28 protein-coding genes are annotated in these 25,687 nt (G+C 33.4%); 22 read left to right on the top strand and 6 right to left on the bottom strand.

All coding sequences use genetic code 11. The features are described from left to right. Positions 1–19 precede the first annotated feature (19 nt). The 15 genes from RR643_RS00670 to RR643_RS00600 all read left to right on the top strand — a co-directional run bounded on the left by RR643_RS00670 (position 20) and on the right by RR643_RS00600 (position 14,475). Positions 20–1,585, top strand: coding sequence for an ABC transporter permease (locus tag RR643_RS00670; RefSeq protein WP_332469788.1), 1,566 nt, complete (start codon positions 20–22; stop codon positions 1,583–1,585). A gap of 9 nt (positions 1,586–1,594) precedes the next feature. After that, positions 1,595–2,272 carry an ABC transporter ATP-binding protein gene (locus RR643_RS00665; RefSeq protein WP_332469787.1) on the top strand — a complete coding sequence of 226 codons (678 nt, stop codon included), beginning with the start codon at positions 1,595–1,597 and terminating at the stop codon, positions 2,270–2,272. A gap of 103 nt (positions 2,273–2,375) precedes the next feature. Then, positions 2,376–3,953 carry an ABC transporter permease gene (locus RR643_RS00660; protein ID WP_332482017.1) on the top strand — a complete coding sequence of 526 codons (1,578 nt, stop codon included), beginning with the start codon at positions 2,376–2,378 and terminating at the stop codon, positions 3,951–3,953. Between the two features lie 9 nt (positions 3,954–3,962). Next, positions 3,963–4,640, top strand: coding sequence for an ABC transporter ATP-binding protein (locus RR643_RS00655; protein WP_332469883.1), 678 nt, complete (start codon positions 3,963–3,965; stop codon positions 4,638–4,640). Between the two features lie 79 nt (positions 4,641–4,719). Continuing rightward, complete coding sequence (locus RR643_RS00650; RefSeq protein WP_332469882.1) at positions 4,720–6,945, top strand: bifunctional diguanylate cyclase/phosphodiesterase; 2,226 nt, start codon at positions 4,720–4,722, stop codon at positions 6,943–6,945. A 175-nt stretch (positions 6,946–7,120) separates the two neighbouring features. After that, entirely contained in the window at positions 7,121–7,852 is a 732-nt protein-coding gene (locus tag RR643_RS00645; protein WP_332469881.1) for a GntR family transcriptional regulator, read from the top strand. A gap of 62 nt (positions 7,853–7,914) precedes the next feature. Continuing rightward, on the top strand, positions 7,915–8,334 hold the full coding sequence (locus RR643_RS00640) for a PTS sugar transporter subunit IIA (protein WP_332469880.1): 420 nt from the start codon (positions 7,915–7,917) through the stop codon (positions 8,332–8,334). A gap of 14 nt (positions 8,335–8,348) precedes the next feature. Next, positions 8,349–9,086, top strand: a complete 738-nt coding sequence (locus tag RR643_RS00635) for a BtpA/SgcQ family protein (protein WP_332469879.1) — start codon at positions 8,349–8,351, stop codon at positions 9,084–9,086. 1 nt (position 9,087) lies between these two features. Next, entirely contained in the window at positions 9,088–9,561 is a 474-nt protein-coding gene (locus tag RR643_RS00630) for a PTS sugar transporter subunit IIB (protein WP_332482016.1), read from the top strand. 17 nt (positions 9,562–9,578) lie between these two features. Then, positions 9,579–10,352, top strand: a complete 774-nt coding sequence (locus RR643_RS00625; RefSeq protein ID WP_332469877.1) for a PTS mannose/fructose/sorbose/N-acetylgalactosamine transporter subunit IIC — start codon at positions 9,579–9,581, stop codon at positions 10,350–10,352. After that, positions 10,336–11,166 (top strand): PTS system mannose/fructose/sorbose family transporter subunit IID, encoded by an 831-nt coding sequence (locus tag RR643_RS00620; RefSeq protein ID WP_332469876.1) that lies wholly within the window; start codon positions 10,336–10,338, stop codon positions 11,164–11,166. The genes RR643_RS00625 and RR643_RS00620 overlap by 17 nt, the downstream gene beginning before the upstream one ends. A gap of 231 nt (positions 11,167–11,397) precedes the next feature. After that, positions 11,398–11,886 (top strand): Lrp/AsnC family transcriptional regulator, encoded by a 489-nt coding sequence (locus RR643_RS00615; protein WP_332469875.1) that lies wholly within the window; start codon positions 11,398–11,400, stop codon positions 11,884–11,886. Continuing rightward, positions 11,883–13,049 (top strand): pyridoxal phosphate-dependent aminotransferase, encoded by a 1,167-nt coding sequence (locus RR643_RS00610; protein WP_332469874.1) that lies wholly within the window; start codon positions 11,883–11,885, stop codon positions 13,047–13,049. Before RR643_RS00615 ends, RR643_RS00610 begins: the two co-directional genes overlap by 4 nt. A gap of 103 nt (positions 13,050–13,152) precedes the next feature. After that, positions 13,153–14,013: an AraC family transcriptional regulator gene (locus RR643_RS00605; protein ID WP_332482015.1), complete on the top strand. Its 861-nt coding sequence runs from the start codon at positions 13,153–13,155 to the stop codon at positions 14,011–14,013. Then, positions 14,014–14,475, top strand: a complete 462-nt coding sequence (locus RR643_RS00600) for a hypothetical protein (RefSeq protein WP_332482014.1) — start codon at positions 14,014–14,016, stop codon at positions 14,473–14,475. Positions 14,476–14,561: 86 nt separating this feature from the next. Here the strand turns inward: RR643_RS00600 and RR643_RS00595 are convergent, their stop codons facing one another. The 6 genes from RR643_RS00595 to RR643_RS00570 all read right to left on the bottom strand — a co-directional run bounded on the left by RR643_RS00595 (position 14,562) and on the right by RR643_RS00570 (position 19,752). Continuing rightward, a complete protein-coding gene (locus tag RR643_RS00595; protein ID WP_332469871.1) occupies positions 14,562–15,401 on the bottom strand; it encodes an SAM hydrolase/SAM-dependent halogenase family protein in 840 nt (279 codons plus the stop codon). Between the two features lie 9 nt (positions 15,402–15,410). Further along, entirely contained in the window at positions 15,411–16,256 is an 846-nt protein-coding gene (locus RR643_RS00590) for an SAM hydrolase/SAM-dependent halogenase family protein (protein WP_332482013.1), read from the bottom strand. A gap of 12 nt (positions 16,257–16,268) precedes the next feature. Then, a complete protein-coding gene (locus RR643_RS00585; RefSeq protein WP_332469869.1) occupies positions 16,269–17,102 on the bottom strand; it encodes an energy-coupling factor transporter transmembrane component T family protein in 834 nt (277 codons plus the stop codon). Further along, positions 17,092–18,801, bottom strand: a complete 1,710-nt coding sequence (locus RR643_RS00580) for an ABC transporter ATP-binding protein (protein ID WP_332482012.1) — start codon at positions 18,799–18,801, stop codon at positions 17,092–17,094. Before RR643_RS00580 ends, RR643_RS00585 begins: the two co-directional genes overlap by 11 nt. Before the next feature lie 78 nt (positions 18,802–18,879). Next, positions 18,880–19,434, bottom strand: coding sequence for an ECF-type riboflavin transporter substrate-binding protein (locus RR643_RS00575; protein WP_332469867.1), 555 nt, complete (start codon positions 19,432–19,434; stop codon positions 18,880–18,882). A gap of 69 nt (positions 19,435–19,503) precedes the next feature. Further along, the gene (locus RR643_RS00570; RefSeq protein ID WP_332482011.1) at positions 19,504–19,752 is read right to left on the bottom strand and encodes a hypothetical protein; all 249 of its coding nucleotides are present in this window, start codon (positions 19,750–19,752) and stop codon (positions 19,504–19,506) included. 188 nt (positions 19,753–19,940) lie between these two features. Between RR643_RS00570 and rpsF the strand changes: the two genes are divergently transcribed. Genes rpsF through dnaB form a run of 7 tightly spaced genes read left to right on the top strand, consistent with a single transcriptional unit; the run spans position 19,941 to position 25,683 of the window. Continuing rightward, on the top strand, positions 19,941–20,231 hold the full coding sequence (rpsF, locus tag RR643_RS00565; protein ID WP_332482010.1) for a 30S ribosomal protein S6: 291 nt from the start codon (positions 19,941–19,943) through the stop codon (positions 20,229–20,231). A gap of 10 nt (positions 20,232–20,241) precedes the next feature. Continuing rightward, positions 20,242–20,709, top strand: a complete 468-nt coding sequence (gene ssb / locus RR643_RS00560; protein WP_332469283.1) for a single-stranded DNA-binding protein — start codon at positions 20,242–20,244, stop codon at positions 20,707–20,709. A gap of 14 nt (positions 20,710–20,723) precedes the next feature. Continuing rightward, a complete protein-coding gene (rpsR, locus tag RR643_RS00555) occupies positions 20,724–20,954 on the top strand; it encodes a 30S ribosomal protein S18 (RefSeq protein ID WP_078710771.1) in 231 nt (76 codons plus the stop codon). 54 nt (positions 20,955–21,008) lie between these two features. After that, positions 21,009–21,941 (top strand): DUF2232 domain-containing protein, encoded by a 933-nt coding sequence (locus RR643_RS00550; RefSeq protein ID WP_332469282.1) that lies wholly within the window; start codon positions 21,009–21,011, stop codon positions 21,939–21,941. Continuing rightward, positions 21,925–23,898 carry a DHH family phosphoesterase gene (locus RR643_RS00545; protein ID WP_332469281.1) on the top strand — a complete coding sequence of 658 codons (1,974 nt, stop codon included), beginning with the start codon at positions 21,925–21,927 and terminating at the stop codon, positions 23,896–23,898. Before RR643_RS00550 ends, RR643_RS00545 begins: the two co-directional genes overlap by 17 nt. Continuing rightward, positions 23,876–24,322, top strand: coding sequence for a 50S ribosomal protein L9 (gene rplI, locus RR643_RS00540; protein ID WP_332469280.1), 447 nt, complete (start codon positions 23,876–23,878; stop codon positions 24,320–24,322). The genes RR643_RS00545 and rplI overlap by 23 nt, the downstream gene beginning before the upstream one ends. Before the next feature lie 8 nt (positions 24,323–24,330). Beyond that, positions 24,331–25,683: a replicative DNA helicase gene (gene dnaB / locus RR643_RS00535; RefSeq protein ID WP_332469279.1), complete on the top strand. Its 1,353-nt coding sequence runs from the start codon at positions 24,331–24,333 to the stop codon at positions 25,681–25,683. The last annotated feature ends 4 nt before the right edge of the window (positions 25,684–25,687 follow it).

Below are 25,687 nucleotides of genomic sequence, written 5' to 3'. Positions count from 1 at the left end.
AATAGAAAGAGGATAAAATATGAACTTTTTGAATCGTGCTTGGCGTTATGTCACACGCAAAATGTCTAAATCAATTCTATTGGGGATTACCTTCTTCATGATAGGTAACTTAGTATTAATTGGGTTAGGTATTAGCGATGCAGCGGAGAGTGCTAAGACATTAACTAGAAAATCAATGAGAGCAGTAGTGAATTATGAAGTAGATTATGACAAATACTATGAATATATCAATACATTAGAATCAGATGAAGAAATAAATGAAGCATACAAGAACTATCCTTCAATTAAAGTAGATGTAGTTGAAGAAATGGCAAAAGATGAAAGAGTTAAGGCAGTTAATTTCTCTACGGCTACAATTATGTATTCAAATGGATTCGATAATGTACCTGTAGGTAACGAAGATAAAAACAATAATTCGTCAAGTACATATAGGGATGAATTTGGAAATGAAGTCGTATATGTAAATCCAAATATCATGATTCAAACAAATATCTTTCCTAATATGATCGAGTTAGAAGATGGTACTTATGAGGTGCTAGAAGGAAGAATGTATTCACAAGAGGATATTGATAATGGAAATCGTGTTGCTCTTGTTACAAAAGAATTAGCAGAATTAAATGGCTTGAAAGTTGGAGACACAATTACTCTTTCAAACTTTCAACCGAGTGATATGAAAATGTATATGGAAAACAATGGTTTAACTGAAGATCAAGTCAATATGAACTTAGAAATTATTGGTATCTATAATACAAAGAATGATGTGGATCCAAACTCTGAACAATTTGATTGGATGCAACCATATGAATCGCCAAAGAATTTTATCTTGCTTCCGCATTCAACATATGCACAATTCAATTATGATATGTCATTAGCTATGTACAACAATGCGGTAGCTAATGGACAAGCTGAAAACTATGGTGGTGAAGCACCAACAATAGATTCATTTATGGGAGCAAGCAAAGCAGTATTCTTATTAAATGATCCGCTAAAAGTTGATCAATTTGTAGAGGATAATACAGATAAACTTATTGAATATACAAAATTAAATGCGAATAATGAACAATTTAAGAAACTAGCTAAACCATTAGATACATTATCACTTTTCGCTAATGTAATTGTGTGGATTGTTACATTAAATGCAGTTGTAATAATTTCATTAGTAACAGCATTGACATTAAAAACACGTGAGTTTGAAATTGGTGTTCTATTGTCACTTGGTGTAAGTAAGGTTAAAGTAGTTTTACAAATGTTTGTGGAATTATTAATTGTAGCATTCTTAGGATTTACGCTGGCAGTTGGTACGGGAAGTCTTATAGCTGGTAAAGTTGGAGATATGGTACTTGATTACCAAAAGAACAACACAGAAGAAGAAATAACGGTAGACAACTCATATCAATGGGCTGGAGATCAAAACTATTTCACAGAAGTAACTCAAGATGATATTTTAAGTCAATATCATGTAACGATTAGTGTTTGGATTATTATTCAAATCTATGTAATGGGAATTGCAGTAGTATTCGTTAGTATTTTAGTTCCATCTGCAATGATTATGAGATTAAATCCAAAACAAATCTTGTTGGCATAGGAGGAAACCATGGGAACAATATTAAAAGTAGAAAATATTAACTACGGATATGTAGATGGTGGATATCGCCGTGAAATTTTAAAAGACTTAAGTTATGATTTCGAAGAAGGAAAGTTCTATACAATCCTTGGTCCATCAGGTTCAGGAAAAACAACATTATTAAGTATCCTTGCAGGTTTGGATAAACAAGAAAGTGGTACTGTTTATTACGCTGGAGAATCTCTTGAAAAATTAGGGTTATACAAATATCGTAGAAATAAAATTGGAGTAGTATTCCAAGCGTATAACTTAATTCAATATCTTACTGGAATTGAAAATATCGAATTAGCAATGACAGAAACAGATAATGAAGTACCTAAGAATCAAAAAGAAATAGGATATGCATTACTTGAAAAGTTTGGTATTGTAAAATCTAAAGCAGATCGTTTAGTTACACACTTATCAGGTGGAGAACAACAACGTATTGCGATAGCACGTGCATTAGCATCTAACGTAGATTTAATTTTTGCGGATGAACCTACAGGAAACTTAGATAGTGCAACAGAACAAGAAATTATTAGTATCTTTAAAATGTTAACAGAGAAATTTAAGAAAACAGTTATCGTGGTAACACATAGTAATGAAGTTTCTAAATTGTCTGACTATCGTGTATTCTTACAAGATGGGCAACTCCAAGATATCGATTAAGAAGTGACATTTGTCACTTCTTTTCTTTTGTGTTAATTAAGCGGATGTTAAGAAATTCTTTAGTTTTATCATTTAGACTATTCATATAAGGTGGTAAGTGGATATGAATTATATGAAAAGAGCGTTATTCTATGTAAAAAGGAAAATGTCGAAATCAATTATTTTGGGTATTACATTTTTCATGATCGGGAATTTAGTTTTAGTGGGATTAGGGATTAGTAATGCGGCAGAGAATGCAAAGCAAATAACTCGTAATAAAATGCGTGCAGTAGTTGCCTACGAAATGGATTATGAAACTTTTTGGAAGGACATGGAAAAACTGGAATCAGATGAAGAACGAAACGTATTTAGTCAAAATATGCCGCGTGTTGATAATGAAAAAGTAAAAACAATGATGAGTGATGAACGTGTTGCGGGTGTTAATCAATTAATTAGTGCCGTGGCCTATTCAAATGGATTTGAGAATGTACCAGTAGGTAATGAAAACAAAAAGAATGAAGGCGGTAGTGGTGGCGTTTCAATTGACGCTGTTACGGGAGTAGAATATGTCTATCAAGAATCTAATCTATTGGTTATGGCTAATGCTTATCCAAACATGATTGAATTCTTAGATAATACATTTACCCTACAAGAGGGTAGAATGTATACACAAGATGATATTGATAACTCTAACCGTGTAGCAGTGATTACCAAAGAACTTGCAGAGCAAAATGGATTACGCGTAGGAGACACAATAAAATACACGATGTTTCAAGGAAGCCAATTGGAAGAATATAAAACGACAATGGGCATAAGTGAAGATGATTGCATTATGGAAGTTGAAATCATCGGTATTTATACAACGATTAATGATGTAGATCCAAACTCAGAACAGTTTGATTGGATGGCGCCTTATGAGTCACCAAAGAACGCTATATTAGTTCCACTAACTGCCCATGCAGACTTTAGTTATAACTTAATATCTAAAGTATATGATTACTTTGAAAAAACTGGTAATACTGCGATGATAGAGGGTCAAGATCGACCAACACTAAATGATTACCTTAATACAAATAAAGCAACATTCTTACTTAAGAATGCGAATGATATTCATTCGTTTGTAGATGACAATAAATCAAATGAAGAAACATATATTAAATTCAATTCTAATGAGAAAGAATTTAATGAACTTGCGAAACCATTAGATTCATTATCTTTCTTTGCGAATGTTATTGTGTGGATTGTAGCATTAAATGCAATTGTAATCATTTCATTAGTTACTGCATTAACACTAAAAACACGTGAATTTGAAATAGGAGTTCTCTTATCTTTGGGTGTTAGTAAAGTAAAAGTAGTCTTGCAACTATTTACTGAATTATTAATTATTGGACTTATGGGATTTACACTAGCAGTAGCAAGTGGAAGCTTGATTGCGGGTCAGGTTGGCGATTTGGTATTGGACTATCAACAAAATAATGTAGATGAAGAAATCGAAACGGATACAAACTATTCATGGATTGGAGATCAATCATATTTCACAGAAATCAGTCAAGATGAATTACTGCAAAATTATCATGTATCAATCAATCCAATATTAATACTTGAAATATATGGCTTAGGTATCTTGGTAGTCTTTGTGAGTATACTCATACCTTCTGCCATGATCATGCGTTTAAATCCAAAGAGAATCATGTTGTCATAGGAGGATAAAATGAGTACAAAACTAAAAATAGAAAATATCAATTATGGTTACATTGATGGTGGATATCGAAGAGAAATATTAAAAGACTTAAGTTATAATTTTGAAGAAGGAAAGTTCTATACAATTCTTGGTCCATCAGGATCAGGTAAAACAACATTACTAAGCATTCTTGCAGGACTTGATAAACAAGAGAGTGGAAGTATTAGTTTTGATGGGGAAGACTTAGATAAGATTGGATTATATAAATATCGACGAAATAAAATTGGTGTTGTATTTCAAGCATATAATTTAATTCAATATTTAACAGGTATTGAAAATATTGAAGTGGCAATGTTGGAGACAGATAATCCAATGCCAAAAAATCAAAAAGAAATAGGATATGCACTATTAGAAAAATTCGGAATTGTTAAGTCAAAAGCAGAACGTTTGGTTACACATTTATCAGGTGGAGAACAACAACGTATTGCGATAGCACGTGCCTTAGCTTCTAACGTTGATTTAATCTTTGCGGATGAACCTACGGGAAACTTGGATACTGCAACTGAACAAGAAATCATCAGTATATTCAAAATGTTGACAGAAAAATTTGGAAAAACAGTTATTGTAGTAACGCACAGTAATGAAGTTTCAAAGCTTTCTGACCATAGAGTATTCTTAAAAGAAGGAAAATTAGTTGATTTAGATTAAGAAACAGTTAAAAAACTGTTTTTTTCTTGTATAATAGATTACAGGTAGAAAAGTAGTACGTGTGTGGGAGAGATACGTTATGAAAAAGAATTCATCAAAAATAATGCGATGGACATTGATCGTAATAGTGATTTTAAGTACTCTTTTAATGATGGGCGGATTTATAGTCAAGGCGACAAAAGATGACCTTGATAATCAAAATAGACAATTTCTTACAGAGATTGCGGTTTTAAATGCAAATGCAATTGATAAAGTTGTGAATCAAGAACTAGATAAAATAAAGGCAATATCAAATATCGCTGGTGGTATTGATGTATATGAAATAAGCCGAATTATGGAAGTATTAGGATTAGAGGCACAACGTACTCAATTTAAACGATTGGGATTTATCGATTTAGATGGAAATGTATATGCAACAGATGGTGAAAACTTTAATGCAAATGATCGTGAGTATTTTAAACTTGCATTACAAGGAATAAGTAGTGTTTCAAATCAAATGATTGATAAAACAGATGGTCAAGTGATTAATGTTTATGCAACCCCTTATTATTGGCAAGGTGAGTTAAAAGGTGTAGTTATTGCGACGAATCGACCGTCGGTATTTTCAGAATTAATTAATACAAGTATATTTAATGGGTATGGATATTCATATATTGTGGATACAAAAGGTACAATTATTGCGCATTCCGGAAGGGATGAAGATTTCCAGGGTGAATTGAATTTATTTACCATCGTTGAAGAGTCTGGCAACAGTCAAGAAGTGTGTGATGAAGTACGTTATGATATCATGAATCATAAAGATGGAGTCATTGAATATAAAACAGAAAATGATAGTGTAGTCGCTACATTTGTAACTTCTAACATTAATGACTGGGTTGTTATATCGGTAGTCCCTAAATCAGTTGTAATGGATTATGCGAATCGATTAATCATGAGAAATTTAGTCAGTGTGATGGTTTCAATATTCTTATTTGGAGGATTATTATTAGCGATTATCTTGATGGATTATCGAAACAAGAAGAGACTTGAGCGATTAGCGTATATAGATCCATTATTGAATTGTAATAATATAAATAAATTTAGAATTTTAGTTAAAGAAAAACTATCGAATTATAAAGCTGGTTTATATATGGTTCGAGTAGATGTAGATAATTTCAAAATGATCAATGATATGTATGGCTATTCTGAAGGTGATTTTGTTTTACTTGAAATGGAAAAATTAATATCAAAAATCTTAACAAATGAAGATTTATATTGTCATGAAAGTGGTGATAACTTCATGTGTTTATTGATGTGTGATTCAGATGAAGAAGTTATTGGAATGGGTACAGAATTTAGAAATAGTTTTAAAGAGGAACTAAATAAAGCAGGCAAGCAATATAAGGTAAACTTTACTACAGGGGTATATAAAGTACCACCACATGAAAAAGATGTGGGTATGATTATGGATAGAGCGACTATGGCGCATCAAACTGCGAAGCAACAAGAATCTGAACGTAAGTTCTGTTTCTATACCGAAAAGATGCGAGGAAATGCAATTTCAGAAAAAGAAGTTGAAAACGTAATGTACGAAGCATTGAATAATAGAGAGTTTCAAGTTTATCTTCAACCTAAAATGAATATTAATACAGGCAAAATGGTTGGAGCGGAAGCATTGGTTCGTTGGATTAGAGATGGTAAAGTAATATCACCAGCAGATTTCATTCCTTTATTTGAAAAGAATGGATTTATTGTAAACATAGATATGTTTGTTTTAGAGGAAGTATGTAGGATGCAGAGAGATTGGCTTACTAAAGGCCTCAAACCTCTACCTATATCGGTGAACCAATCAAAAGCGTTAGTTTATAGTGAAGGATATGTCGAACGTCTAGAGGCAATTATCAATAAGTATGATTTACCACCACATTTGGTTGAGTTAGAGTTACTAGAAACAATTATTCATGAGAGTATTGAAGATTTTGGACGTATCTGCAGTCAGTTGAGATCAAAAGGATTCTTAATTTGTGTTGACGACTTCGGAAGTGGATATTCTTCATTCAATCTTCTAAAAGATATTGTTGCGGATGTCCTTAAAGTAGATAGAGAATTCTTAAGAGATGCGGAAACAAGTAATCGCGCAGGATTTATCTTAAGTAATATTGTTTCATTAGCACGAGGATTGGATATGTCTGTAGTTGTTGAAGGTGTTGAAACAAGAGAACAAGTAGAGTTGTTAGAAAAGTTATCTTGTTATATTGCACAGGGCTTCTTCTATGCAAAACCGATGCCTAAAGATAATTATGAAGAATTATTAAAAGAGAATTAATAAAAAAATATTGTGAAAAACTCCTACTATTAACAGAAAGTCAAATTAAGACTGGATGGAATAGGGGAGTTTTTATTTGGTAAATACAAAAGAAAATAGTTTGACAATATAATAATACGTGTTATGATGTCTTATATAAACAGGGAGAATTTTTGCATATTTACATGGAGGATATATGAATAATCTACAAAACAATGTTGCAGCACCTTTATATCAACAACTTTATGATGCGATTATGGAGAAAATAGAATCAGGGGAATACAAAATAGGAAGTCAAATTCCTTCGGAGGAGCAACTGAGTCAAACTTACAATGTAAGTCGTATTACGGTAAGAAGCGCAATACAAAAACTTTGTAATGATAATGTACTTGTAAAAAAACATGGCAAAGGTACATTTGTATCATTACCTGTCTTTGTCGAAACTGTCAGTGCAGAGGGAAGTTTTACAAAATCTTGCTTACAAGCTGGAAAAATACCAAGTACAGAAGTAATCTTCAAAGGACTAAAAAAAGTCGATAAACGAATTTGCGATTGCTTAAATATTACTGAACAAGAACAAGTTATTCATATGCAACGTTTAAGATTTATCGATGGTAGAGCAAGTATGTTAGAAGAAGACTATTTTATTGCAAACTTTGATTTCATGTTAAATAAAGAAGTTGAGTCTCAACCACTCTTGGATGTGATTAGAGAGAATACAGGAAATACAGCGAAATTCTTTGATGATGTTATTGAAATTAAATATGCAACAAAAGAACAAGCAAAACATTTGGATTGCGTAGTTGGAACTCCATTACTCTATATTAGCCAGTTGGTAGTTGGAGATATGAATCAAGTGCTTTACTATAACGAGCAATATATTCGAAGTGACATTTACAAGTTCTCAGTGAGATCTAGTAATAAATAAAAGTACATTTGAAATAGAGCATTAAAAGTTGTTTTTAGTGCGCCTAAAAAGAGGGAGGAAACATGAGGAAAACGATTTTAGCATCACATGGTCATTTGGCAGAAGGCATGAAAGATGCCGCAAAATTAATCACAGGGAGCATGGCAGATTCAATTGAAACATATTGTTTATTACCAGGTAATTCACCAACAGATTATGCAGAGAAGTTAGAAACAGAAATAAAAAACAGTCCAGAAATAGAGTATGTAATAGTTACAGACTTATATGGAGCAAGTGTATGTACAGCAATGGTTCCATTAACAAAATATCCCAATGTACGATTATTTACAGGGTTGAATTTGGCAATGGTATTAAATTTATTATTAAGTTTCTGTGAGCCATTAACGACACTAAATATAGCGGACATAGTACAAGAAACAAAAGAGGGTATTAAGTTTATTGAATTTTCTAACCAAATAGACCAAGTCGAGAATGACTTTTAGAAAGAGGAAAAATTATGAGCAGAGATTTCTTATCACTATTTAAAAATAAGAAACCAATTATTGGAATGATTCATCTTAAAGGAACAGATGATGAAGATGTATTTGAAAGAGCTAAGAAGGAAATCGATATTTATATAAATAATGGTATTGATGGAATTATTCTGGAAACATATTTTGGAAATTATATTCAATTAGAAAGAATATTAAATTATGTTGAACAAAGTAATCTCTCAATTCCTTATGGAGTAAACTGTTTGAATGTTGATCATCTAGGATTTCATTTAGCAAATAAATATCATGCGCAATTTATACAGATAGATTCTGTTGTTGGACATGTAAAAGAAAGAGATGAACCATCTCTACATGAATTTTTCAAAATTGAAAGAGAAAATTCAGAAGCAAGTTTAATAGGTGGTGTTCGGTTTAAATATCAACCAGTGCTTTCAGAACGAACCGTTGAAGAAGACTTAAAAATCGCAATGACAAGATGTGATGGTATTTGTGTCACTGGGGAAGCAACTGGAGAGAATACATCAATTGAAAAGATAAAACTTTTCAAAGAAGTAGTGGGTGATTTCCCGGTAATTGTTGCGGCAGGAATAACTAAAGATACCTTAGTTGAGCAAATGAATATCGCAGATGCAGCAATCATTGGAAGCTACTTTAAAGATACACGCATTGATACAGGTGATGTGTGCGCAGAGCATGTCAAAGAAATTACTGACATTATGAATAGAATGAGGGGTAAATAAAATGATAAATCTAGTAAGAATTGATCATCGATTACTACATGGACAAGTTGCATTCGCTTGGACAAAAAGTTTAGGAACTGATTGTATTCTTATTGCAAACGATGAGGTTGCAAAAGATTCACTTCGTATGTCGGCATTAAGAATGGCGGCACCAAGTGGTGTTAAGTTGGTAATCAAAAGTTTAGAAGATTCGATTAAAGCTTTGAACTCAGGAGCAACAGATAAATATCGATTAATGATTATTGTTGAATCTATAAAAGACGCTGATGAATTAACGAAGCAAGTAACAACAATCAAAGAAGTTAATCTAGGTGGTGTCAAAGCAGAGAATGGTAAGAAACAAATCTCAATGGCTGTGTTTGTTTCGCCAGAAGAAATTGAAAGATTGAAGGATATGAATGACCGTGGAATTTCTATAGAAGTAAAAATGGTACCAGAAGATAAGGGTCAAAATGCAATTGACCTTATTAAATAAAAAGGAGGATAGTAAAAATGTTAGTACAAGCTTTATTGATTTTCTGTATTGCTGCCTTTGGTTATTTGAACAGTTTCTTTGCGAGTTCAAACATAGGTAGACCACTAGTTGTTTCTACATTAGTGGGATTAGCTTTAAATGATTTAAGAACAGGTATTATGGCAGGGGCAACATTAGAACTTGTTTGGTTAGGTGCGTTTCCTATTGGAGCAAGTAACCCACCGGATTATACATCTGGAGCAATTCTTGGGACTGCATATGTAATTCTAACTGGTGCTGATGTAGCGTCAGCAGTTCTGTTAGCAGTTCCGGTTGCAACATTAACAGCCTTGTTATCAAATTTCATGATGATGTTTGTTGTACCTATTATTGGGCATAGGGCAGATCGCTATGCAGATAAAGGAGATTGTAATGGTGTGGATATGATGCACTATCTTGCGATTGTTGTGCAAATAATTCCTCAAGCAGGAATTGTTGCATTGGCTTTCTATTTTGGTCAACCAGTAATTGAAGTTGTTATCGCAAGTATTCCTCAATGGTTAAATAGTGGATTAAATTATGCAACAGGACTAATTCCGGCTATTGGGTTTGCGATGATTGCGAGAATGATTATGAACAAACAATTAGCATGTTTCTTATTCTTGGGATTCCTATTGTGTGCTTATCTCAATGTATCAATTATAGGACTTGCAGGTTTAGGCGCATGTATTGTAGCTTTCCTTTATTTTAATGAAAAGAAAAATAACACTGTAGCAATGAATGGAGGTGGACAAGATGACAATGAGTTCTAGTAGCGTAAAGAAATTAACCAAAAAAGAATTAAATCAAATATTCATTCGTTCATGTCAGTTGGATATTTCGTGGGATTATGAACGTCAACAACATATTGCTTATTCATATGCGTTAACACCAGTTGTTCGTAAGTTGTATCCAAATAAAGAAGATGAAGAGAAACGAGTTGAAGCATTGAGACGTGGTCTTGAATTCATGGCAATTACACCACAAATTTCACCATTATTAATGGGTATAAATGCTGCAATGGAAGAAGAAAATGCAAATAATAAGGAATTTGATGGTAACTCAATTAATGCTGTTAAAACATCATTAATGGGACCACTAGCAGGAATTGGTGACTCATTAATTCCTGGAACATTGAGAATTATTGCGGCAGGTATTGCAATCTCATTTGCATCTGCTGGAAATATTCTTGGACCGATTTTATATTTATTGATATTCAATATTCCAGCATTTATCATTCGCTATTATAGTTTGAAATTTGGATATTCTTTTGGATCCAGCTTTATTGAAAAAATCGCAAAAACAGGTATCATGAACAAGATTTCCTATTATGCCGGTATTATTGGATTAATGGTTATCGGTGGAATGATTTGTCAACAAATATGGCTAGATTTACCAATTATGGTAGGTAGTGGTGATTTTGCACAACCCTTAACTTATTATCTTGATCAAATTATGCCATGTCTAATACAACTAGGCGTATTTGGATTTATGTACTGGATTTTAGGTAAAAAAATAAAAACAACTACAATCCTGTTGTCATTGGTCGTAGTATGTTGCGTAGTATCAGCTATTTTTGGACTATAGAAGCATCAATTCTATAGTGAATAATTAGAATGTGAGTAATCATTGTGAGTTTCTAATTTTTGAAAAGAGTTTAGTAATACAAAATGACTTCATTGTTTTAGAATAGTAAGGCTATAATGATATAAGGATTAAGTAAGAGGATGGAACCGTATTCTGTTTCATCCTTTTCTTTATTTCTTGATTACAAAGCCCTTAAGAAATGCTAAAATAGAGTTAAGAAAGAGGTGTCTTATGGATGAATTAAAACTGTTACATGTTTTAGAAAATGATCCACGTATTTCAATTACTGATTTAGCGGATATTCTAAATGAAACTGAAGAAGTTGTTGTCCGTACTAAACGACGTCTTGAAGAAGAAAAGATTATTTGTGGTTATCACACTGTAATTAACTGGGACAAGACAAATCGTGATCACTGTATGGCAATAATTGAGGTTGGTGCACAACCAGAACGTGAATGTGGTTATGATAATGTCGCCGCGGAAATATCTAAATTCCCAGAAGTATCTAGTTTATATTTAATGAGTGGTAAAAGTGAATTCATGGTTGTTATTCAAGGAAAAACAATGCGTGAAGTTGCGGATTTCGTTGGCCAAAAGCTAGCACCTATTGAAGGTGTTAAACATACTGTTACATGTTTCGTTCTTAAACAATATAAAGTAGAAGGAGTAATCATTAGTGAAGATGAGTTACCTGCTAATCGATTACTTATCACACCATGAGTGGTAAAAAATATCTAAATAAATTGATTCAAGAAATACCTCCTTCAGGTATTCGTAAATACTTTGACATGGCAAGTCAAATGGAAGGAGTAGTATCGTTAGGGGTAGGGGAACCGGATTTTCAAACACCTTGGCATATTCGTGAGGAAGCAATTTATGCAATTAAAAGTGGTAAGACATTTTACACAAGTAATGTGGGGTTACCCGAATTAAGAAAAGAAATATGTAATTATTATCGTCGTCGCTTTGGCGTTAGTTATGATTGGCAAAAACAATGTATGATTACAGTAGGTGGCTCAGAAGCTATTGATATTGTAATGCGTACTCTATTGGATCCAGGAGATGAAGTTATTTTGCTTCAACCAGGATATGTTGCGTATGAACCATTGGTTCGTCTTGCAGGTGGTGTACCAGTAATCGTTGAATTGAAAGAAGAAAATCATTTCAAATTAACAAAACAAGCATTGGAAAATGCAATTAGTGATAAAACAAAAATCTTGTTCTTGAACTTCCCTGGTAATCCTACAGGTGGAGTTATGAATAAAGAAGATTATGAAGAATTAATTCCACTCATTAAGGAACATGATCTTGTCGTTCTTACAGATGAGATTTATGCAGAGTTATCTTATGGAGATAAGTTTTGTACGATATCATCATTTGATGAAATCAAGGAACAAGTCATCATAATCAATGGATTTTCAAAAGCGTATTCGATGACTGGATGGCGTGTAGGTTATTTATTAGCGGATGAAGATATCATCAAATCAATGAATAAAGTACATCAATATTGCATTATGTGTCCTTCGACAATTAGTCAGTATGCAGCTGTTGAAGCTGCAGCAAGAGGTGATAATGATTGTGATACACATCGTGAGTCATTTGAAGGTAGAAGAAACTTTATTGTAAATGGATTAAATCGAATCGGTTTAAAATGTCATTTACCAGAAGGTGCATTCTATGTATTCCCTAGTATTAAATCAACAGGATTATCTTCGGATGATTTCTGTGAAAAATTATTGAATCAAGAAAAAGTTGCGGTAGTTCCAGGATCTGCATTTGGTAAATGTGGTGAAGGGTATGTGAGAATTTCTTATGCTTATAGTATTGAAGAAATTAAAGAAGCACTGGAAAGAATGGAAAGATTTTTAAACTCACTTCAATAGATATGATGAAAATCATATCTTTTTTCTATCCTATTAGAACGAAAAATGAGATGAAAGTATAAATTTATTCAAGTAGAATAAGAGTAAGTAATGAGGTAATGATATGGAATGGAATAAACAGTTACAAGAAATTATTAACTATGTTGAGAATCATCTACAACGAACTGAAGATCCGATTGATATTGAAGAGATTACAAGAATTGCAGGATGTTCTTATGGATTCTTTCAAAAAGTATTTTCCTATATGAATGAGATGAGTTTTGCAGAATATGTTCGTAATCGAAAACTCACCTTAGCTGGATATGATCTAAAAAGTACAAAGATGAAGGTTGTTGATATTAGCTATAAGTATGGTTATGATTCTCCGACATCATTCACCAAAGCATTTAGTCTATTTCATGGTGTGGCACCTAAAGATGCAAAAAACAAAGATGTAGAATTAAGAGTATTCCCGAAGATGCAAATTGATGATAAACAAGAATTTGCTTGGCGTATTGAAGAAAAACCAGAAATAAGATGTATTGGCAAAAAGAAAAGAATATCATGTGATAATGGAAATAACTACAAAGCTATTCCAGAGTTTTGGGCAGAAAGCTTTCGTGATGGAACATTTGCGCGCTTAGTAGCGTTGGATACGAGGAAACCATCAGGTATGTTTGGATTATGCACAGATTATGATCCAATTAAGAATGAAATAAATTATGTTTTGTGTGTTGCGAGTGATGCGAAAGAAGATGATTTAATCGAAGTGATACTACCGAAGGAAACTTGGGCAGTCTTCGATTGTACGGGAAGAATACCAGAAGCGATACAAAATGGATGGCGTTATCTAAATGAAGAATGGGTTGTACAATATCCATTTGCGCATGCTGATTGTCCAGAAGTAGAATGGTACAGCGAAGGCAACTCATTTAGTGATGATTACTTAAGTCAAATATGGATACCTATTGAGGAGGATGAGTAGATGGTACATTTAGTATATTGTGATAATGCCGGTGGCAAAGGAAATAAAGAACTCGATAAAATCTTAGCTGGAACAAAGACAATGATAGTGCGCGGAGCGGCGGGTAGAAAATTTCCTCACAGTCGTGTATTTGAAGGTGAAGAATTATACTTTATGGAAAAAGGCACAAAAAAAATTACTGCAAAAGCTATTGTGAAACATGTGGAAAATTATATGAAATTATCATTGGATGAAAGTGCGGATATATTACAAAAGAATCAAGAAAAATTAAACTTAACAGCTAAGCAAAGTGAACGGTGGTTAAAGAAGTATCTATGTCTAGTTGAATTTGATAGTGTTGAAATCATTGAACCACTAGATTTTGATCATCAAGGGAATATGGATGATTGGTTAATAGTTAATAAGATTGAAGATGTAGTGGTAGGTACTAGTATTAAATATGAATATGTAAAAATAAACTGAAGTTTATTCTATGGAATAGGCTTCAGTTTTGCTTATGAAAAAAATAAATTAGGTAATAAAAAAATGGCTGAAAATCAGCCATCATCTTACGCTTTCTTAATTTCTACGCTCCATTGTGCACCAACACCGATGTTGTATGCTTTGGAGAATGAACCTTGATTAATTGCGATACCAACACGGAATACGGAGTTAATGTAGATAATTGGAGAACCAATTCTTACATCAGCGAAACTCTTTCCATAAACTACTTGGTTTTGGTATACAAGCATATCATTGTTATAGATTGTTACTTCAAGTCTTTCACCATATTCTGGATTAATACTTAAGAACTCTTCGCGTTCAATACTAGTCCATAATGAACCAAAACGAACGTCAAGGATATCGATAGAACCTTGAACTGATTCAGCAGTAACAACTGTTTCTGTAACTGGTAATTCAACGATTCTTTCTACTGATAGTTCAGGACCTACTTCTTCAAAATCGATAACACCAGAAGCAAGGCGTGCACCTGTGAAGGCATATACATCACGACCGTGGAATGTGTAACTAGCTTCGGTATTTGCACGACGATTTGATACTTCGGAAATTTCGCGAATAGCTTTGATACCCATGTATTTCTTGATATGTGTCAATGTGCCATTGTCAGGAGTTACAATATAATGACCTGCATTTGTTAAGGCTACAACACTTTTTCGAGATGATCCAACACCAGGGTCAACTACAGATACAAATACAGTTCCTTCTGACCAATACTCAACGGTTTGAAATAAACGGTAGCTAGCTTCAAAGATGTTGTAAGGTGTAATATCATGAGTTAAGTTACGAATACGTAATGTTTCATCAACGCCAAAGGCAACACCTTCCATGGCGCTTACAGCACCATCTACCAAGCCAAAGTCAGATTGTAATACTAATGTTTTTTTCATGTTTTTCTCCTATTTAGTAAATGTTACTGTCCAATCAGAACCAAAATCACAGCCATACTTTTCAACGAAGTTGCCCATTGAAACAGCAAGAGATGCTTTCATAAGTTCATTGTTATAAATAATAGGTTCATCAAGTTTAGCCATACCAAATGATTTATGGAATAGCACAGGTTGATTAAATTTAGTTTCACCATTGTGTTTGATTTCAACATTGATGTAATCACCATAGTTGAAACCAGCTTCTTGCATTGTTAATAATGGAATATTAGTCCATAGATTTCCAAAGTTTGGATCATTGATTTCAAAGATACCTTCTACTTTATTTGTTGATGCAGTAGGTTCTAAGATTTCATGTGTAACGATATCATCAACAGAGTATGCAGGACCTACTTGTTCATAAGTAATCATGCCGGATGCAAGTTTAGCTGCGCAATAACCAAATAAATCACGACCATGGAATATTGCAACGCCTTCAGTTCCTTTCCCTTTTAAACGGTTTACAGTTTCGTCGATTTCTCTTACTTCAGTAATACCGACATATTTTTTAAGATGTGTTAAAGCACCGTTATCTGGTGTTACAACATAGTAACCATCTTTTGTTTTCGCAACACATGCTTTTCTTGTTGTGCCAACACCTGGGTCAACGACTGATACAAAGATTGTACCTTCAGGCCAAAACTTCATTGATTGGTATAAACGATATGATGCAGACCATGTATCATATTGAGGAAGTTCATGACTTCCATCCATGATTTCTAATGAGCGATCAACACTTTTTACAACTCCGTACATTGCGCATACGGCACCTTCTTTATATGTAAAGTCGGTTTGAAATACTAAAATAGGTTTTTCCATTGTTTTATCTCCTTATATAAATGGGTTAAAGTAAATACTATGATTTACAAAGCTTGTGATGAGTAATGATGCAATGAATATCGCAAGACAGATTGACATTGCTACATAATCATTACGTGTTAATTGACGATATGCATACCATGTACGCGTTTTACTCTTGCCATAGCCTCTTAACTCCATAGCATTGGTTATTAGTTCAATACGATCCAATGTCGTAAAGATAAGTGGTGTTAAAATGGCAAGAATACTCTTAAATCGTTTTGATAATTTTTCTTTCTTCGATAATTCAGTACCACGTGCTTGTTGAGCGAGTGATATTGCGTGATAGTCACGTTGAACATCTGGGAAATATCGAAGTGTTAATGATAATGCAGTACACGCTTTATAGTTAACTTTTATTTTATTTAGCGATGATGCAAACTCACTTGGGTTAGTCGTTAAGAAGAACATAATTCCAAGAGGTACAATCGATAAATATTTTAGTAGTTTAGTGATTTGGTAAAACAATTGTTCAAGTGTTACAACATAAGGTCCACCAATGGTAAACAAGACATGTTCTGTACCATAAATTTCAACACCTTGTAATGGTGCGAAAATAAAAGTAAGGATAAAGTTAGTAATCAAGAAGATAAATACATAAACAAGCATAAGTTTAACTTGTCCAAATTTAATCTTCGCTACTTTAAATAAAGCAAATGATAATATCAAAACAAACAAGATAACACGAATGTCAAATGATAACATGACAGTAGTAGTGAGTAGTAAGAAACAAATGAATTTAGTAAGTCCACTTAAATGATGTATGTAAGTGTCTAGTTGATTATAGGAGAACAATTTAATTTTCATGATTGCGCTCCTTTCTTTCTTGAATAATAAAGCATTCAACAAATTTTAATGGATCATTGATGTGTGCTTTCTTAGCTAATTCAAATAAAGAAGTTTCTTTTAAATTTGCTTCATGAATTAATGTTGGATTACATAGAACTTCATATGCTTTTGTATCTGCAAGTTTCTTACCATTCGCTAATACAATAGCTCGTGGAGTATACTCAAGCATTAAATGCATATCATGAGTAATAAGAATTATTGTTTGCCCATTCTTATTTAGACTCTCTAAGAATCCCATGATTTCTGAATAGTGATGATAATCTTGCCCAGCAGTTGGTTCATCTAGAATTAATATTTTAGGGTTTAGAACCAAGATACAAGCAATTGTAACTCTCTTCTTTTGCCCATAACTTAGCGCACTAATTGGCCAGTTCTTAAATGGTAGCAAACCACAAATTTTCATGACATCAATAACGCGTTTTTCAATTTCTTCTTCATTGATATTGCGTATGCGTAATCCCAATGCAATTTCATCATAAATTAAGTTTTTAGAAATCATTTGATTTGGATTTTGTAGAACAATACCAACATGTTCAGCACGTTCCTTAATTGTGAAATCAACTAAGTCTTGACCTTCTAATAAGATAGAACCAATGTCTTCCTTTTCGAACCCAACAATGAGTTTTGATAAAGTACTTTTACCAGCACCGTTTTTACCAACGATTGAAATCATTTCTCCTTCATTAATTTGGATGTTGATATCGTCTAGTATTTTTCTTTTGCCATCATAACTGAATGATAAGTTTTGAATCTCAAGCAATGATTTTTCATTTGGAGTAACCATAGAACGATTGTGGTTTTTAAACCAAGTTTGTAGTTGTTGTTGGACGGCATCAATGTTGAATGTTGAAATATGTTCTGGTTGCATATCTGGAGTTATAGTAATTCCAGCGTATTTGCATGCCGTAATATAAAGTGGTTCTCTTATACCTTGTTCCAACAAGATGTTGCTTGATAATACATTATTAGGTGTATCATCCATGAGAATACGACCTTCATTCATTACAATGATACGGTCTATATTGCGATGTAAAACATCTTCTAAACGATGTTCAATAATTACTACTGTTTTACCTTCAAAATGAATATCATCGATTAATTCAATTGCAGTTTTTCCAGTAGCTGGATCAAGATTTGCAAGTGGTTCATCAAAAAGTAGAATGTCTACATCATCAACAAGTACACCTGCAAGTGATACACGTTGTTTTTGTCCGCCTGATAATTCAAATGGATTACTTTCTAATAATTCCTCCATAGAAACAAGCTGAGCGATTCGTTTTACTTTTTCTTTCATTTCAGGTAAAGCTACATTGTCATTTTCTAATGCAAAAGCAATATCTTCACCTACAGTAAGTCCTACGAATTGTCCATCAGAATCTTGTAGCACTGTTCCAATTTGTTTGGATAAATCGAATATTGTTTGTGTTTTGGTCTCAGTATCATGAATTGTTAAAGAACCTTTGATTTCACCCTTATATGAAAAAGGGATTAATCCATTTAAGCAATGCCCTAGAGTGCTTTTACCGCTTCCACTAGGTCCAACAATTAATATTTTTTCACCAGCATTAATTGTTAGATTGATATCATGCAATGTAGGTTCTGCTTGAGAGAAATACTGAAAGGAAAAATCTTTAAATTGTATAACTGGTTGTGTCATAGATTCACCTCTTCTGTCTACTAAATTTAAAAATGGGCTAATTAAATATTAGCCCATCGATATTACAAGTAATAAGTATTATTCTTTTGTAAGCGAGCCTTTACTAGTTTTTGTTTTTGCATACGCAATTAATAATAATGACCCAATAACACAAGCACAGATAGCATCTAGAACAAATGCAACGAGTCCTTGAGTAAATACTAAGTTAACTGGTTCAGCGTAGATGACAATATCTAATACTGGAGCAATGATTCCCCAAGCAATAGCATTACCTACAATGTTCATAGCGCAGAACTTGAAAATTTCAGATTTTCCAATTTTTCCACTTTCAGCATCAATCATGAAGTAAACCATACCACCGATTGCAGCAGCTACCCCAGACGCAATAACCCAGCTCCACCAAGGTGCTCCGTAACTGAAGTCATTTAATGCATGTCCGATAAATGCAACTAAGAATCCACAAATTGGACCAAATACTGCTCCAAAGAATGCAGATACACCATAAGCGATTTGTAAGTTTGTTTCAGGAATTGGTGATGGAATCTTTACGAACATGAATAAAACCATGAATAATGCTGCACCTAAACCAGTAGCAACAATTGTTTTTGTAGAAAATAAACTTTTCTTTGTCATTTTTCGTACCCCCTTATTGTACTTACTTATTCTAGCATAAAATGACAATAAATAAAGGTTATAAATGATTTAATTATCCCTATTATTAGTATTTTTATATTTCTTGTAATAAGAGTAAGCAAGCATAGAAAAAAGAAGGATCCCGAAGCCAAAAGGAATTAGCCACAGAAATGCGATACTGGCAGGTGCACTGGCACCAACGTATTTAATAGCATAATAACCCTGTACATAATTATGAGTTATCACAATACAGGCAAGATGGGTAATGATGAGTGTTAAAATAGCGAAAATGATAGATAAGATCTTGTTTTTATTCATAATATTCTCCTTCTATTGATACAGTACTACTAAATGATACAAAAGTTAAGGAAAAAGGCTTGAAATAGAGGTATTTTCGTTGAAATAAGTTTACATGTTAGATTACATGTGATAAAATCTAAGGCACGGGTAGATTAATCGTCTACTCCTTGCCTGAAGAGGCCAACAGACCATAAGGAGGTGTACACATGAGAAAATATGAAGTCATGTACATCGTAAATGCATCTTTAGAAGATGCTAAACGCCAAGAAGTAATCGAGTCTATGCACGGTATCATCACTAACGGTGGTGGTAAAATCGTGAATGTGGATGAGTGGGGCGTGAAAGAATTTGCGTATCGTATAGAAGACATGACCAAAGGTTATTACATGGTAGTAACATTTGAAGCTGACAACGAAACAGTTAAAGAATTCGATCGTTTAATGCGTATCAATTCAAACATTGTTCGTTACATGATTGTAAAACAAGACGAAAACTAAGAGGTGACCCATGATAAATCGTGTCGTTTTAGTCGGAAGACTAACTAAAGATGTTGAAGTTAAAAAAACATCATCAGGCCTTTCTGTTGCTTCATTCACAGTTGCATGCAATCGTCGTGTATCTGGGCAGTCGCAAGAAAGACAAGCAGATTTTATAAACTGCGTAGCTTGGCGCCAAACAGCTGACTTTTTAGGGCAATATGCAAAAAAAGGTGCGCTACTAGGTGTTGAAGGTCGTATACAAACACGTAATTATGATGGTACCGATGGTAAAAAAGTTTATATTACAGAAGTTGTTTGCGATTCTTGTCAATTACTAGAATCAAAATCAGCGTCAGAGAACCGCCCTGCATCAACATCATTTGATGGACCTTCATACTCAGGTATGGAAGCATCAGGATTTGAAGCAGATAATGCGTTCGATGATTTCAATGCTGGACCATCGCTTGATATTTCAAGTGATGACTTACCATTTTAGAAAGGAGATCTACCATGGCATTCAAAAAGCAAAGAATGGGTCGTAAGAAAGTATGTTACTTTACTAAAAATAACGTTACTTCTATTGACTATAAAGATATTGAATTGTTGAAGAAATTTGTTTCAGCGAACGGAAAGATTATTCCTAGACGTGTAACTGGAACTCGTGCTAAGTATCAACGTATGTTAGCAACAGCAATTAAACGTGCTCGTCAAATGGCACTATTACCATACGTTAATGATTAACAGGTAAACCTCCGTCAATGTGATGGAGGTTTTTGAACTTTTGGAGGAAATAAAATGAATAACAATGTGAGAAAAATTACCGATGGCGCAATGATGACTGCATTACTAGGATTACTTCTGGTTATTAATCGTCAATTGGGGGGAGTAGTAGAACTATTTGTATGGATTTTACCGTTACCAATGGTATTTTTCACTGCAAAATATGGGTGGAAAGATGGACTCTTGCCATTTAGTGCAATGATTTTTCTGACGTTGATTTTTGGTACACCACAATCTATATTCTATTTTGGTGTTACTGCAACTACAGGGTTAATCTATGGAGAAGGGGTAAAACAAAAATGGACTTCACGCAGATTGATGCTTATTGCAATGACAATTTCCGTAGTTTCTAATTTAGTAACAACTGTTTTATTTGCATCCTTTTTCGGTTATGATATAGCTATGGAAGCTCAAACAATGAAGCAAGTGATTAATCAAACACTTGGTACATCCGTTGCGGCATTGCCATTTGATATTGATCAAATGATTCGTATTGCAGTTATATTTAGTGTATTTTTAACAGGAGTATTAGAAGGTTTATTAATCCATCTATTTTCTCGTTTATTACTTGCACGTTTGGGATTTCAAATTCCTAAACCAAAACCATTATCACAAATATCTTCACCAAAATGGTTGGGATATGTTGCGATAATTTGTTGGGCTGGATCAGAGTTTTTACTCAAAACACCGCAAGATGCAAAGATTCAAGAACTCATGATGATTTTGGATATAGCTTCTAATTTATATTTGATGTTCTTTGGTTATATTGGGGCACTTGTTTTAGGCGCTGCTAAATTTCAAAAGAATATTTCATTCTATTTAATATTTGCGATTATCTTTTTATTACCAGTAGCAATACCAGCACTTTCTTTATTTGGTTTTCTTTATATTACAACCAATTGGAGAGTGGACTTATTGAGGAGGGTTCAAAGTGGAGAAAATAAATAAACTGAAAATTCAAGTTTCTCTTTTATTAGTTTTCCAAGTATTAATTATCGTATTTTTTAAACTGCTATGGGATTTTAATATTATTTTGCCTTCACTGATTACGATAATTGAAATTGCGATATTTGTTATCTTATTTAATGTATATGAAAAAGATTTAGAAGAAACCAATGTAGGGATAACTCGTGTTTTAGGAACTGAAGCGAAGGAAGCATTTCTCTTTGGTGAAACAGGTATGCTTTCATATGATGATAATTATGTTATTTCTTGGATGAGTGAAATTTTTGAAGAAAGAGGATTTAACCGTATAGGAAAGAAGTTACTAGTATGGCTTCCAGAGACGGATGATTTGATTTCGGGTAAAGCAGAAGAAGTAGAGATTGTGTTAGATAATCATGTTTATTTAGTACATCGTAAAGATGATGCGAAAGTATTATTCTTCAGAGATATAACAGAGACAAAGATGTTTAAAGATGCATATGAGGGTGAACAAATTGTTATAGGGTTAATTAACCTAGATAACTATGAAGAATCAACTCGTTATGAAGATGAAAAATTAACATCAAGTATTAATAATAGTATTCGACAACCGGTAGTGGAATGGTGTAAACGTCATGGGTTACTTCTAAGACGTTTAAAGAATGACCGTTACATGGTTGTATTAAATGAAAATATATTTAAGGAATTAGTAGAAGATCGTTTTAGTATTTTAAATACGGTACGTCGTGCTGCGCAAGAATTAGATGTATCAATTACATTATCAATGTCATTTGCAAGAGGGACTACAAACTTTGAAGAGTTAGATGAAATGGTTATTCAATTACTTGATTTAGCACAATCACGTGGAGGAGACCAAGTAGCGATAAGAAGAGCTGGAGAAGATGTTAAATTCTTTGGTGGTAGTTCAGAAGCAATTGAAAAACGTAGTCGTGTTCGTGTAAGAATTATGGCGAATACATTGAAGGATTTAATTCAAAAAGCAGGTAATGTTGTGATTTGTTGTCACAAAGAAGCTGACTTTGACTGTATGGGTGGAGCAATTGCGATGAGTCGCATTACGCAAGCCTATGGGAAAGCATGTTGTATTATTGCGAAAACAGGTGGTATAGAAGAGAAACTTGCTGCTGTAGTTGAAAAGAATAAAACAGAATTATTATCGCGTCATCAATTTGTAACTGAGAATGAAGCGATGAATCAATATCGTGATGATACACTTGTTATCATGGTTGATCATCATAGTTTAAAACAATCAAATGGTTCTCATTTATTAGAGAATGCAAAGAAAATTGCTATATTTGATCATCATCGTCGTAGTGCTGATTTAGAAATGAATCCAATCTTAGTTTATATCGAAGCTGGTGCATCAAGTACATCAGAACTTATATCGGAATTTATACCTTATTTATCAAATCGCATTGAATTAAATGAATTAGAAGCAAACATAATGTATGCAGGTATGATTATTGATACAAATCGTTTTAAAGTAAGAACGGGTACACGTACATTTGAAGCAGCAGGTATGTTAAGAACCTTAGGTGCTGATCCACTTGTAGTAGATGAATACTTAAAAGATACTTATTCAGAATTTACAATGAAATCTGTGATTATGAATAATTGTGAACAATATGAAAAAGGTATTGTTATAGCACCTGTAACTGATAAAATTGTGTCACGTTCCATGATGTCACAAGTTGCGGATAATATCCTTCAAATTAAGGATGTTCAAGCGAGTTTTGTGATTGCGATGATTAATGATGGCCAAATTGCGATTAGTGCAAGAAGTAGAGGAAAAGTGAATGTACAACGTATCATGGAAAATATGCATGGTGGAGGACATTTAACTGCTGCTGCACTACAAAGAGATGGCAAAGATGTGGTAGAATTAAAGAACGAACTAATTGATGCAATTAGTCGATATTTTGAGGAGGTTGACGGAAATGAAAGTAATCCTACTGAGTGATGTAAAAAAAGTTGGTAAAAAAGGCCAAGTATTAGAAGTGGCTGATGGATATGCAAGAAATTTTCTTATATCTAAAGGCTTAGCAGTACAAGCAACTGCAAAAAGTATGGAAATATTAGAAGATCAAAAAGAAGAAGCAAGACAAAATGCAGCTGATTTAGAAAAACAAGCAATTGCATTAAAGGAAAGATTAAAAGAAATCACACTAGAGTTTACATTGAATAGTAAGAATGGAAGAGTTTTTGGTTCTGTTTCTACAAAACAAGTAGCTGAAGAATTGAGTAAGAAATTTGATATTCATGTGGATAAGAGAAAGTTTATTGATACAGATCCAATTTCAGGTTTAGGTTATACAACTGTGAAAGCAGAATTGTATAAGAATGTTATTGGAGAAATTAAGTGTCACGTTAAAGAGAAAGCGTAGGATTAAGTATGATTCGCCAAATGCCGAATAGTTTAGAAGCTGAACAGTCATTACTAGGAACGCTCATGGTTTATTCCAACAGTTTAACTGTTGTGATGGATTCAGGATTGAGTGACCAAGATTTTTACTTAGATGCACATCGTAAAATTTACCGTGCAGTTTTTGACTTGCACAGTGAGGGTAAACCAGTGGATATGACGACAGTTTCAGCAAGACTAAATGATGTTAATCGTTTAAGTCAAGTTGGTGGCGTAGATTACTTAATGCAACTTTGTGATGCAGCGGTAACAAGTGCAAACACAAAAACATATGTAGAAATACTTCAAAACAAAGCATACATGCGTAATTTAATTGAAGCATCGCAAAGTATTGCTGAAGAAGGTTTTGAAGGACAAGTAGATATTGATGATTATTTAGATAGTGCTGAGAAGTTAATTCTTAGTGTAACTAGAAATCGTAGAACAACAGATTTTAGAACAGGAACAGAAGTAATTAATTCAGTCATTGAAAACATTCAAAAGATGTCAGATAACCACTCTCCTATTACAGGAGTTGCGACAGGATTTAAAGATTTAGATCGCTTAACACATGGATTTCAACCAGGTGATTTAGTTATCCTTGCTGCACGTCCTTCTATGGGGAAAACTGCTTTTGCACTTAATTTAGGAATGAATATTGCTCAAATTAATACAAAGAAAGCAATCGCTATTTTCTCACTAGAAATGCCTGCGGAACAGTTAATTTCACGTATTCTTTCTGCAAAGAGTACGGTTATGGGAGATCATTTAAAAACAGGGTTCTTATCGACAGGAGAATGGAATCAATTATCAGAAGCAGTCACAGAATTAAAATCAACAAAAATATATATTGATGATACACCGGGAGTACGTGTTTCAGAAATCTTCTCGAAATGTCGAAAGTTAGAAGCTGAACAAGGTCTTCAATGTATTATCATCGACTATATTCAACTTATTTCAGGTAGTGGTAGTAAATCAAGTGATAATCGTCAACAAGAAGTATCAGAAATCTCACGTAATCTAAAAGCTTTAGCCCGTGAATTAAAGGTACCTGTAATTGCCTTATCACAATTATCTCGTGGAGTAGAAGCTAGAACTGATAAACGTCCAATGATGTCAGATCTTCGTGAATCTGGTGCCTTGGAACAAGATGCGGATATCATTATGTTATTATTTAGAGAATCTTACTACAATGATGAGAAGAAAGAAGAATCAATTAAAAATGGAATAGAATCTGTTGAGGTTGACATTGCGAAGCATCGTAATGGTGCAACTCGTAAGATTGATGTTGCGTTTAAAGCAGATATAAATGCTTTTTATAATGTTGATAAATCCCAACAGTAACAAA

The sequence above is a fragment of the Anaerorhabdus sp. genome (assembly GCF_036637135.1).
In the GTDB taxonomy this organism is placed as follows: Bacteria; Bacillota_I; Bacilli_A; order Erysipelotrichales; family Erysipelotrichaceae; genus Anaerorhabdus.
This window is presented reverse-complemented; position numbering and strand designations above follow the sequence as displayed.